Genomic DNA, 11,248 nt, shown 5'->3' on the forward strand with positions numbered 1-11,248 from the left:
GCGGGCCGCCTACAGTCAGTTGTGCGGAAGGAAGCGTCCGTACTGCCCTCGGTGGTAGAGGAGCGGGCGGGCTGGGGTGGTTTGGGCGGCGGTGACCAGGCCGACCACCAGGGTGTGGTCGCCTATCTCCACGGTCGTGTGCGGAATGCAGATGAGATGTGCGGAGACGTCCTCCAGCAACGGCGTGTCGTGCGGGCCGGGCTGCCACCGGGTGGGTTCGGCGAAGCGGTCGATGCCGCGCCGGGCGAAGCGGGTGGCCAGGTCGTGCTGGTGGCCGGCCAGGACGTTCACCGCGAAATGATCGGCCAGCCGGAGCCAGGGCCAGGTGGTGGACGACTGGTCGACGTAGAAGGACACCAGCGGCGGATCAAGGCTCACCGAGGAGAACGAGGTCGCCGTGAGGCCCACCGGGACGCCCTCCGGTCTGGCCGTCACGATGACCACTCCGGCGGCGTGCTGGGCCAGGGCCGTGCGGAACTCGTCGCGATCCAGGGAGATGGTCATCTCAACACTCCTTGCCTGACCGTTATCTGTGGCACGACGTGATCCGCCCAGCGGGCCAAGGGTCCGTCGTCTCCTGGCAGCTCCGACTCCAGGAGGGCCAGGCCGGGGGTGGGGACGAAAGCCCCCAGCTCCACCAGGAGCGGGCGGAAGTGGACCTCCACCGCCAGGGCGTGTTTGGGGTCTCCCATGACGAGGATCGGCAGGGCGGCGGTGCCGGCCAGGGCGTTCGGGGGCAGCCGGTCGAGGAACGCCTTGAGCAGGCCGGTGTAGGTCGCCTTGTAGGTGGGGCTGGCCACGACGGCCACCGAGGCGCTGGTGAGGAGTTCGAGGGCGATCTCCACATTCGCGGTGCTCCGCGGGAGGAGCAGTTCCGGTGCGAGGGCCGACAGGTCGATGACGTCCCTCGGGCCCGTGTGGCCGAGCCGGGCGGCGATGGCGTCGGTGGCCGCGACCGCCGCCCCCAATGTGCGCGATCCGGAGCGCGGGTTGCCGACGACGGTGACGATGCTCATGAGGCGGTGGCCAATCCGTAGTGGTCGCGAAGGGTGCGGGCCTCGTACTCCTTGCGGAACAGGCCGCGGATCTGCAGTTCGGGGACGACCTGCTCGACGAAGTCCGCGAGGCCGCCCGGCAGGTGCGGGGGCATGATGTTGAAGCCGTCGGCCGCGCCGTTCTCGTACCACTCCTGGAGCTGGTCGGCGATCTGCTCGGGCGTGCCCGCGACCACCCGGTGGCCGCGGCCGCCGGCGAGCTTGCCGATGATCTCGCGGATCGACAGGTCGCCACGGGCCGCCAGGTCCTTGATCAGCTTGATGCGGCTCTGCTGGCCGTCCGGGTTGGGCGGGATGTCCGGCAGTGGGCCGTCCAAGGGGTGGGCGGTGAGGTCGACGCCGAGGATGTTCGAGAGCTGCTGCACGCCGTACGCCGGGACGATGAGGTCTTCCAGCTCCTTCTCCAGCCGCAGCGCCTCGCGCTCGGTCGAGCCGATGATGGGCGAGACGCCGGGCAGGATCTTGAGGTCCTGGGGCCGGCGCCCGTACGCGGGGAGCCTGCCCTTGAGGTCGGCGTAGAACTCCTGTGCGTCCTCCAGGGTCTGCTGCGCGGTGAACACCGCCTCCGCGAACCGCGCCGCGAACTCCTTGCCGTCCTCCGACGACCCGGCCTGGACCAGGAGGGGGCGGCCCTGGGGCGAGCGCTGGACGTTCAGCGGGCCCTGCACCTTGAAGTGTGTGCCCACGTGATCGATCGGCCGGACCAGGGAGAGGTCGGCGTAGACCCCCGTGCGCCGGTCGCCGACGACCGCTCCGTCCGCCCAGCTCTCCCAGAGGGCGTTCGCCACCTGGAGGAACTCCTCCGCCCGGTGGTAGCGCTCGCTGTGCGGCGGGCGTTCGATGCCGAAGTTGCGGGCCTCGGCCTCGCCGGCGGAGGTGACGATGTTCCAGCCCGCCCGGCCGCCGCTGATGTGGTCCAGCGAGGCGAACTTGCGCGCCACGTGGAACGGCTCGTTGTACGTCGTGGACACCGTGGCGATCAGGCCGATGTGGTCGGTGACGGCGGCCAGGGCGGCGAGCAGGGTGAGGGGCTCCAGCCCGCCGAGCGCGTTGTGCCGGACATTTCCCCACAGGGCGAGGCCGTCGGCCAGGAACACCGAGTCCAGCTTGCCGCGTTCGGCGATCCTGGCCAGCTCCTGGAAGTGCCGGATGTCGGTGATACGGCTCGGCTCGGTCAGCGGGTGCCGCCACGCGGCCTCGTGGTGGCCGACGCCCATCAGGAAGGCGTTCAGATGCATGGTCACGTGGTCCTCCAGGTGGAGAAGCGTCGCTCCAGGCGTACGAGGAGCAGGTTGAACAGCAGGCCGAGCACCGAGATCGTGATGATCCCCGCGTACATGTCGGGCACCCGGAAGTTGTACTGCGCGTAGTTGATGAGGTAGCCGAGCCCCGCCTTGGCGCCGACCATCTCGGCGGCGATCAGCACGAGGATCGAGTACGCCCCGGCCAGGCGGATGCCGGTGAAGATGGTGGGCACCGCGGCGGGCAGGATGACCTTCTGGAACAGCCGGTACGGCCCGAGCCCCATGGACCTCGCCGACTTGATCAGGAGCGGGTCGACGCTTTTGACGCCCGCGATGGTGTTGAGCAGGATCGGCCAGGCGCAGGCGTACAGGATGATCGACACCTTGGACGTCTCCCCCAGCCCCAGGACCAGCACGAACACGGGCAGCAGGGCCAGGGCGGCGGTGTTGCGGAACAGCTCCAGGACCGGGTTCAGCAGCTCGGCCACCGGGCGGTACCAGCCAATCAGCAGGCCCAGCGGGATGGCGACCACGATGGCCGCCCCGAACCCGGCCAGCGACCTGGCCAGGGAGGCTTGGGCATGGTCGGCCAGCTCGCCGCTGCGGAGCAGGTCGTACCAGGCGGTCAAGACGTCACTTAACGGCGGGAGGAAGGTGGGGTCCACCACCTGGGCCCTGGGCAGGATCTCCCAGACGGCGGCCAGCACGACGATCGCGGCGGAGGCGTTGACCACCCGGCGGGCGACGCCCCAGAGGCTACGGCGCCGAACGGCGGTGGGACGCACCGGCGCGAGGGTCGTGACGGCGGGCGGGTGGAGGTGGTCGTCGTCAAGCGGGGAGGCGGAGAGGCTGAGTGAGGGTCTGGCCAACGGAGGTCACCTCCTCGCGCAGCAGCGTCCAGATGGCGTGGCGGTACTCACCGAACACCGGATCGGCGCGCAGGTCCCCCTCGCGGGAGGCGAACGAGACCGGTACGACGGCCCGGATACGACCGGGGCCGGGCGTCATGACGGCCACCCGCTGCCCCAGATAGACCGCCTCGTCGATGCCGTGGGTGATGAACACGATGGTCTTGCCGGTCTTGTTCCAGATGCGGAGCAGCTCCTCCTGGAGGGATTCGCGGGTCTGGGCGTCGAGGGCGGCGAAGGGCTCGTCCATGAGCAGGACGTCGGGGTCGTAGGCGAGGCTGCGGGCGATGGCGACCCGCTGCCGCATGCCGCCCGACAGCTCGTGCGGGTAGCGCTCGTCGAAGCCGCGCAGCCCGACCAGGTCGAGGTAGCCGCGGGCGCGCTCACGGCGTTCGCGCCGCGGCACCCCCTTGGCCTCCAGCCCGAACTCCACGTTCGCCACCGCGGTCCGCCAGGGGAACAGCGCGTACTGCTGGAAGACGATGCCTCGATCGAGCCCAGGACCGGAGACGGGGACGCCGTCGATGCGGATCTCGCCGCGCGTGGGCAGGGTCAGGCCGCTGAGCAGGTCGAGGAGGGTGGACTTGCCGCATCCGCTGGGGCCGACGAGCGTGAGGAACTCGCCTTCGGCCACGTCGAGCGAGATGTCGGACAGAGCGGTGAACGAGCTGCCACGGACGGCGAACTCCTTGGTCACGGACACGAACTCGATCTTCATCAGGAGCCTCCCGAGACGAACGGGTTGTAGGCGTTGGTGTAGACGTCCTGGGGTTTGATCTGGCCGGGCTTGATCTCGCCGGCGCCCTCCAGCCAGGAGATCCACCGCTGGAACTCCTGCGGCTCGATCACCCCGCCCTTGGTCGCGACACCGCTGCTCTTCCAGAAGCCGACGGTGGTGGAGTCCTCGTTCCTGGCCCGCTTGGCGATGATCTTCTTGAACTCGGCCACGACCTCTTCACGGGTGTGCGTCTGGGTCCACTGGATGGCCTTGGCAGTGGCCTCGACGAACTTCCTGGTCGTGTTCGGGTTCTGCTTGATGAAGCGGTCGGTGAGTACGTACGTCCCGGCCGAGAAGTCGCCGAACAGGTCGACGTCCTTGAACAGGACCTTGAGACCGCCGCGTGCCAGCGCCTTGTCACGCAGGATGCCGCCGAGCACGGCCACGTCGATCTGCCTCTGGCGCAACGACTGCTCGGTGCTGACGGGCGGGACGGCGACCAGTTCGACCTGCTTGATCTCGGCCGGGGTCAGGCCGCCGCGCTTGAGGTATTCCTTCAGCACGGCCTCGGCGTGGGCGCCCAGGGTGTTCATGCCGACCTTCTTGCCGATCAGGTCGCGGGCGCTGTGGATCGGGCTGTCCTGGAGGGTGAAGTAGCCCTGGTAGGAGTTCTGGTCACTGCCGTAGTAGCTGATCACGGCCTTGATCGGGGCCTTGGCGGCGACGAGCTTGACCACGGCGCCGTTGAACGCGCCACCGAAGTCGCTCTGTCCCGTGGCGGCCGTCTGGATGTCCTGCGGTCCGCTGGTCGTGTTGCCGATCCACTTGAGCTTGACGGGCTTGAGATAGCCGAGCTCCTCGGCCAGCTCGGGGAAGGTGACGGTGCCGACACTGCCCTGGTAGCGCAGTTCCTGGGTTTCGGCGGCGCCTTGGGCGGTGCCGCACGCCGTGACGGCGAGGAGAAGAGGGACAAGGGAAGCGAGACGCTTGATCACGAGATGTCCTCAAATAAAGGGGGGACGGGGACTAAGTCGTGATCAGTGACACTGTGCGCTGACGACGCGGCAGAAGTCGACATGCGCGCGCCGGGTGAGGTCCGGGCTCATGCACTCGACGCTACGCAGCCGCGGTCAAGAAGTCAACATTTCCTACTGGGTTTACATGAAATAAATGTCGCCTGGTCAGGCGCCCGCGAACCACAGCTCCGGCTCGCTGAGCACGCGCCGCGCCCGTCCCCGCGACTCCAGCCACACCAGGTGCGCCAGCGTCTCGTTGGTGGCCGCGCGCCGCATGAACGGCGGGATCGTCTCCCAGGGCCGCGACCAGGTCAGGCCGGTCGCGATGTCCCAGCAGCAGACCCCGCCGGAGGCGCCCCCGAGCATCCGCTCGATCTCCGCCAGCCGCTCCTCGTGATGCGCCATCACGTAGTCGACCCGTTCGGCCAGCTCCAGGAACCGGTACTCGTGCGCGGGCAGCACCTCCTCCACATCCAGCTTCCGTACGGCGGCCAGCGCGTCGAGGTAGTCGGCCAGCGGGTTGGGCGCCGACTGCGGATGCACGGCCACCATCGGCGTGATCTTGGCCAGCACGTGATCGCCGGAGAACAGCAGCTTCCTGGACGGCGACACGAAGCAGAGGTGGCCGGGCGAGTGCCCAGGGGTCCAGACGGCCCGCAGGTCCCAGCCGGGCAGGTCCAGCCGATCGCCGTCCTCGACCAGCCGGTCGGGCTTGGCCATCGACACCATGTGCCTGATCATCATCGAGGCGCCGGCCAGCTCGTCCAGGGTCAGCTCGGGCACGCCGGACCGGACCAGCTGCGCCCGTTCGCGCTCGACCAGCGAGTCGATGGCGCTGTCGTCGTACCGATCGTGGACGAGGCGCGCGTCGGCGGGGTGCAGGGCGATCCACGCGCCCGACATCTCCCGGACCCGCCCGGCCAGGCCGTAGTGATCGGGATGGATGTGGGTCACCAGTACGCCCTTGACGTCGGTGATCGCATACCCGGCGACCCGCAACCCCGCGACGAGCGCTTCGTACGCCTCGTCGGTGTTCCATCCGGCGTCGACGATGGCGACCCCGTCGGGCAGTTCCAGGACGTAGACCAGCACGTAACGCAGGGGATTGACCGGGATCGGCACCGGAACCGACCACAGTCCCGGCCGCACCCGCTCGACCTCGGGAATCGTGCCGCCGAGCCACGCCGCGCGTTGAGTCTCGCTGGATGGAGTCACCACAAACTTCGCCATGCTCAGCATTGTGCCCGAACCATGTTCTACTACCGATCGGCGGGCTGGCCCGGGAAACGGCCGGTGACGGCCGCTTTGTCCGGCCGCAGAACCGCTGGCGGGCCTGGTTTCAGTCGGCTGTGAGCCCTTCGGCGATCTTCAACAGCTCACGCTTCGTCTTGGCGCCGCCAAGCTTCTTGGCGTACACCGGGCTGATCATCACGTCGGCCCTCCGCCCCTCGCTCATGGTCAGGGTGAAGGTCGGGGTACCGTTCCCGCCGTCCTCGCCGACCCGCTGCGTGATCAGGTACCCGGTCCGGTCGCCGATGGTCACCTCTTCGCCCTTCCCCTCCCTGCGGTACTTCTGGATGCGGTCATCGACTTCCTGGACGGTCTCGCCTTCGTACACGTAGATCTGGACGCAGTAGAAGCCGTGCTTGTCCCCGTCGTAGTTCCATGAGGTCGTGTACTTGTCGCCGAAGTTCAGGGACCAGTTGCCCCACTTCAACCCGTCTGGCAGGTAACCCACCTTGACGTGCCCGAAGGCCCTTCCGTCGCCCAGGTCCCCGAAATCGGGGGTCGGAGACGGGGGCGGCGGGGTGTCGTCGATGGCGGGAGTGTCCGGCTGCGTCGGATCAGGGGTCGCGGCTGACGTGCTGACCGTGGGCGTCAGCACGGTCGCGGGGCCTGGCCCGAGGATCAGAAAGGCCGGGACCGCCGTCGCGACGACGGCCGCCGACGCGGCCAAGGCGGCGAACTTGACTCGTTGCCTCCTCCTCCGCGAGGACCGGAGCACCCGCTCCACCAGGTCGGGCGCGGCCCGCAATCTCGCGGTCTCGTCCGCCATGATCTGGCGAAGGCGCTCCTCAAGTACGGACATTCCTGATCACTCCTTCCAGCGTTCCGTCGCCGAGCGCCGAACGGAGCTTGGCCATAGCCTTGGATGCCTGACTTTTCACCGTGCCCACCGAGCAGCCGAGGATCTCGGCGGTCTGCGTCTCGCCGAGGTCCTCCCAGTACCGCAGGACGATCACCGCGCGCTGCCGGGGAGGCAGGGCACGCAGGGCGTCCATGAGCATCCGGCGCAGGTCGACGTCGGTCTCCGGCGCCGCCGACTCCGGCGGGGTGTGCACCGGGATGACGCGCAGGATCGCCCGCCGCCGGGCCCGGCTGATGGCGGTGTTCACGATGACGCGGCGGATATAGGGCTCGGGGTTGGCGTACCGCACCCGGTCCCAGCTGCGCCATGTACGCTCCAGCGCCGTCTGCAGCAGGTCTTCCGCCTCCGCCTCGTCGCCGCAGGTGAGGTAGGCGACCCGCAGCAGGCTGGTGCCGCGAGCGGCCACGAACGCGGCGAATGCCTGTTCCTCCGCGCTGCTCACGTCTGTCCGTCCGATTTCACGCCTCCTAATACGCCTGGGCCACGCCGGGCGTTGCCTCGGATCAAGGGCCGTCCCACAGGCAACCCCGTGGGCCGTTCAGGCGTATAGGGAGGCGTGAAACAGATGAAACGCGTGACCACCCTGATCCGGCCGCTGATCGCCATCGGGATCGGCCTGGCCGTGGTGAGCGCCATCACTATGCCGAACGCGCCCGGCCTCCTGGCCGCGCCGGACCTGCGGCTCGCGGCCACCACCCGTACGGTGACGACTCCGGCGGAAGGCGCCTACTGGCATACCAGGACGCTGCTGCGGAGCACCCAGCCCGAGCAGTTCGGGAGGGGCGCCAACCGCTACTGGGTGGAGGAGCGGCAGATCGCGGAAGTCTGGACCTCGACCGATGGCAAGGCCTGGTTCGGGCTCCGGAGTCTGGGGGCACGACCGAAGAGCGCGGCGGACGAGAAGGCATGGCGCCGCGACGGCTCCCCGTCCAGGTTGAGCCGCCCTGCCGGTGACGGCCCCGTGACCCTGGACACCAAAGTGGACAAGGGCCGGCTCATCGCCCCGAAGCGTTCGAGCCCCTTCTATCTGGCTGAACAGAAGTTGTCGTACGAGGAGGTCCAGAAGCTGCCCGCGGACCCGAGTGGTCTGAAAGCCTGGCTCACGAAGGCCGTGCGGGTCGCGAGGGCTCCGGAGGACGCCGTCGACAGCGGCGTGGCAGCGGCGCTGCTCACTCTGCTACGCGATCTTCCCGCGCCGAAGGAAGTCCGCGCCGCGGCTTACCGAGCGCTGCTGACGATGCCCGGCGTACGCTCCCGGGGGACGGCCAAGGACGCTCTGGGCAGGACCGGTACGAAACTCTTCATCGCTCTCGATCGGGTCCGTCACAGGCCAGAGACCGAGGTGATCGTCGACACCGACGAGATGGTGTCGCTGGCCGAAAGCCTGACGGCCGAGGTCGACGGCAAGCCGGCCACGGGTACCTCGACCATGCTCCAGGTCGGCTGGACCGACACCGCCCCGTCGGTGCCCGCTCTCCCTTGAGTCATGCTCCGTACGGGCCCCTTTACCGGGCTGGGCGAGCCGGCCGGAGCGCGGGCATGCGGACGAACAGCAGCGCGGAGGCCAGGACCACCCCCGCGGCGAGCGACCACGTGGCGGACAGCCCGGCCTGGGCGGCCAGGGTGCCGAACATCAGGTTGGGCAGCGCCGCCCCCGCCTGCAGGGACAGTGAGCTTGTCGAGGTCACCGTCGTGCGCTGCGCGGCCGTGACGGCGTGGTGCGTCATCTCCGAGCACAGCACCCCGGCCACCGAAAGGCCGACGAACATGACGATATAAGCCAGCCCGGTGCCCGCGAAACCGGGCGCCCCGTCGAGGCCCGCCGTGGCCGCCAGGGCGGCGATGGCCACGGCGGTCAGGACGACGCCCGCCACCGCGCCGCGTACCGAACCGCCCGCGGCCCTGGCCACCCTGGGCACGATCGTGCTGCCCAACGCGCTGCCGGCGAAGCCGAGCGCCGCCACGACGGCATAGCCGGTGCTGCCCAGCTCCGCCGTGCCCGCCAGCGCCGCCAGCCTGCCGGGGGTGAGCAGTTCGACACTGGCCAGTGCGACGCCCGACGCCGCGGCGGCCAGCATCAGGCGACGCAGCAACGGTCCACCCGCCGCCAGCCGGACACCCTCGGCCACGGTCGCGGGCACGTCCCGGACAACCCGCCCGAGCGACCGCCCGACGCGCTGCGGGTGCGCGGCCTCGGGCAGTGCGAAGAGCACCGTCACCAGCAGTACGATCCCGGCCGCCGCGCCCAGCAGCGGCGGCAGCGCCAGCGGCGTCATCACCGCCGGCGGCACCGCGAGCGGCGCGAACCCACCCACCAGCACGCCCAGGAGCAGCGCCACCGACTCCATCGCGCCGCCGCGCGCCAGGCCCGGCTTGAGGTCGGCGTCCGGTCCTTCGAGGTCGTGGAGCGTGTCGACGTACCAGGCGGTGGCGGGGCCGCTGGACAGGGCGCGGGCGACGCCCTTGAGCACGCCGGTGGCCAGGAACATCCAGAACGTGGTCGAGACCGCCATCAGCGCGAGCGCGGCGACGGTGAACGCGGCCGAGATCGCCAGGACCGTCCGGCGGCCGATCACGTCGGCCAGGCCGCCGGTGGGCAGTTCGAGGCCGATGGTGACGATCGAGAACACCATGACGGCGAACCCGATCTGGGCCAGGCTGAGACCCCGGTCGGTCATCAGCAACACCATGACGGCCGTCATCAGGCCGGGCGGCAGCCAGGTCAGGAAGCTGACCAGCAGGTAGCGGCGTAACGCGGATCGGGGAGTCATCAGCCGTCCTGCCCTTCCCGCGGCCTTCGAGGGAAGGCCGCCGACCAGACGGTCATCGGCACGGCGCCGGGGTCGTCCGCGTAACGTTCGCTGAGCTCGCGCACCAGCGCGTCGACGCGTTCACTGAGCTCACGGACACCCGCGGCGGGCAGCCGCACCAGATGGTCGCTCATCCCGGAGACCTCGACCAGCTCGGCGGGCCACTCCCCCGCTTCGAACGCCTCGACCGCCCGTCCCAGCGCCTCCAACTGGCGCAGCTGCATGATCCGGACGGCCTCCTGCCCCTCCGGTGTGGCCGCCATCTCCAGGTTGTCCCAGGAGGTGTACTGATGGCGGGCCCGCCAGCGGCGTTCCCGGCCGTCGCGCCGCTCGGGGTCCTCCTCGATGAAGCCGTACTTGGCCAGCTCGCGCAGGTGGTAGCTGGTCGAGCCGGAGCTCTCCCTCACCTTGCGCCCCAGCTCGCTGGCCGTCGCGGGGCCGTCGCCCCGCAGCAGGCCGAGCAGCCGCACCCGCAGGGGGTGCGCCACCACCTTGAGCACCTGAGGATCACTGATCTTGAACTGCTCTTCCATAGACGAAGGCTAAACCGCAAAGTCAATTTTGCAAAGAGAATTTTGCGAGTTTCCTTGGCGAATAAACTGGTCCGCATGCTTGATGAGATCTGGGTGGACGAGGCGGTCTTCGCCCTGCGTCCCGACTTCGCGGTGCTGGTCATGACGGCGCACGGCCTGCGCAACGGGCCCACCGACGACCGTTCCCGCGCCTGGCTGGCCGCGGCCTCGGAGCAGCCCGTACAGACCGAGAAGATCGACGCGTGGAAGGACGCCTACCGCGCGTTCGGCGCCAAGCCGCAGAAGACCAGGCCCTCGGTCGACGCCCTGACCCGCAGGCTGCCGCTGCCGGAGATCAACCAGGCCGTCGACGCGTACAACTCGATCAGCGTGAAGCACGCGCTGCCGATCGGCGGCGAGGACCTCGACCACTACGCCGGCCCGCCGCGACTGGTCAGGGCCGAAGGCGACGAGGAGGCGGAGGCGCTCGGCGCCCCGGAGCCCGGCGAGGTGATCTGGCGCGACGACATCGGCGTCACCTGCCGCAGGTGGAACTGGCGCCAGGTGGCGCGCACCCGCCTCACCGAGGAGACCACGAACGCGATCTTCATCCTGGAGCGGCTGGAGCCGATGTCCATGGAGGAGCTCAAGGAGGCGGGCGAGGAGCTGGCGAACCTGCTGACCGAGCTGTCCCCCGAGGTGCGGATCAGCACCAGAGTGCTGTCTGGAGTGAAATAAACCTGCCGCACAGCTGTTGATACCAAACAGTGATAATTGCGGCACCCCCTGGATTGACTAGGGGGGCGTGACCTCTTCGGACTCTCTTGAGAGGATCG

General features: G+C 69.4%; 13 protein-coding genes. 2 read left to right on the forward strand and 11 right to left on the reverse strand.

Going from position 1 to position 11,248, the window contains the following annotated elements:
• Positions 1-15: 15 nt before the first annotated feature.
• The 9 genes from ACGFJ2_RS15355 to ACGFJ2_RS15395 all read right to left on the reverse strand — a co-directional run bounded on the left by ACGFJ2_RS15355 (position 16) and on the right by ACGFJ2_RS15395 (position 7,532).
• On the reverse strand, positions 16-504 hold the full coding sequence (locus ACGFJ2_RS15355) for a flavin reductase family protein (protein WP_358203655.1): 489 nt from the start codon (positions 502-504) through the stop codon (positions 16-18).
• Positions 501-1,016, reverse strand: coding sequence for an NAD(P)H-dependent oxidoreductase (locus ACGFJ2_RS15360; RefSeq protein WP_357949685.1), 516 nt, complete (start codon positions 1,014-1,016; stop codon positions 501-503). Before ACGFJ2_RS15360 ends, ACGFJ2_RS15355 begins: the two co-directional genes overlap by 4 nt.
• A complete protein-coding gene (locus tag ACGFJ2_RS15365; protein WP_357950744.1) occupies positions 1,013-2,293 on the reverse strand; it encodes an LLM class flavin-dependent oxidoreductase in 1,281 nt (426 codons plus the stop codon). The genes ACGFJ2_RS15360 and ACGFJ2_RS15365 overlap by 4 nt, the downstream gene beginning before the upstream one ends.
• Positions 2,294-2,295: 2 nt before the next feature.
• Complete coding sequence (locus ACGFJ2_RS15370; protein WP_357949682.1) at positions 2,296-3,168, reverse strand: ABC transporter permease; 873 nt, start codon at positions 3,166-3,168, stop codon at positions 2,296-2,298.
• Positions 3,128-3,925 (reverse strand): ABC transporter ATP-binding protein, encoded by a 798-nt coding sequence (locus tag ACGFJ2_RS15375; RefSeq protein WP_357949679.1) that lies wholly within the window; start codon positions 3,923-3,925, stop codon positions 3,128-3,130. The genes ACGFJ2_RS15370 and ACGFJ2_RS15375 overlap by 41 nt, the downstream gene beginning before the upstream one ends.
• Positions 3,925-4,920: an ABC transporter substrate-binding protein gene (locus ACGFJ2_RS15380; protein WP_357949676.1), complete on the reverse strand. Its 996-nt coding sequence runs from the start codon at positions 4,918-4,920 to the stop codon at positions 3,925-3,927. The genes ACGFJ2_RS15375 and ACGFJ2_RS15380 overlap by 1 nt, the downstream gene beginning before the upstream one ends.
• 186 nt (positions 4,921-5,106) lie before the next feature.
• Entirely contained in the window at positions 5,107-6,171 is a 1,065-nt protein-coding gene (locus ACGFJ2_RS15385) for an MBL fold metallo-hydrolase (protein WP_393468406.1), read from the reverse strand.
• 109 nt (positions 6,172-6,280) lie between these two features.
• Complete coding sequence (locus tag ACGFJ2_RS15390; protein WP_393468409.1) at positions 6,281-7,030, reverse strand: hypothetical protein; 750 nt, start codon at positions 7,028-7,030, stop codon at positions 6,281-6,283.
• On the reverse strand, positions 7,017-7,532 hold the full coding sequence (locus tag ACGFJ2_RS15395; protein WP_393468412.1) for a SigE family RNA polymerase sigma factor: 516 nt from the start codon (positions 7,530-7,532) through the stop codon (positions 7,017-7,019). The genes ACGFJ2_RS15390 and ACGFJ2_RS15395 overlap by 14 nt, the downstream gene beginning before the upstream one ends.
• 123 nt (positions 7,533-7,655) lie before the next feature.
• Between ACGFJ2_RS15395 and ACGFJ2_RS15400 the strand changes: the two genes are divergently transcribed.
• Positions 7,656-8,573 (forward strand): CU044_5270 family protein, encoded by a 918-nt coding sequence (locus tag ACGFJ2_RS15400; protein ID WP_357949665.1) that lies wholly within the window; start codon positions 7,656-7,658, stop codon positions 8,571-8,573.
• A gap of 22 nt (positions 8,574-8,595) precedes the next feature.
• On the opposite strand, the gene ACGFJ2_RS15405 is transcribed toward ACGFJ2_RS15400, so the two are convergent.
• Both ACGFJ2_RS15405 and ACGFJ2_RS15410 read right to left on the reverse strand, forming a co-directional pair.
• A complete protein-coding gene (locus tag ACGFJ2_RS15405; RefSeq protein ID WP_393468415.1) occupies positions 8,596-9,861 on the reverse strand; it encodes an MFS transporter in 1,266 nt (421 codons plus the stop codon).
• On the reverse strand, positions 9,861-10,433 hold the full coding sequence (locus ACGFJ2_RS15410) for a winged helix-turn-helix domain-containing protein (RefSeq protein WP_393468418.1): 573 nt from the start codon (positions 10,431-10,433) through the stop codon (positions 9,861-9,863). Before ACGFJ2_RS15410 ends, ACGFJ2_RS15405 begins: the two co-directional genes overlap by 1 nt.
• Before the next feature lie 75 nt (positions 10,434-10,508).
• Between ACGFJ2_RS15410 and ACGFJ2_RS15415 the strand changes: the two genes are divergently transcribed.
• Positions 10,509-11,150 carry a phenylalanine--tRNA ligase beta subunit-related protein gene (locus ACGFJ2_RS15415; RefSeq protein WP_357949657.1) on the forward strand — a complete coding sequence of 214 codons (642 nt, stop codon included), beginning with the start codon at positions 10,509-10,511 and terminating at the stop codon, positions 11,148-11,150.
• Positions 11,151-11,248 lie beyond the last annotated feature (98 nt).

The organism is Nonomuraea sp. NPDC049028 (assembly GCF_043197735.1).
In the GTDB taxonomy this organism is placed as follows: Bacteria; Actinomycetota; Actinomycetes; order Streptosporangiales; family Streptosporangiaceae; genus Nonomuraea.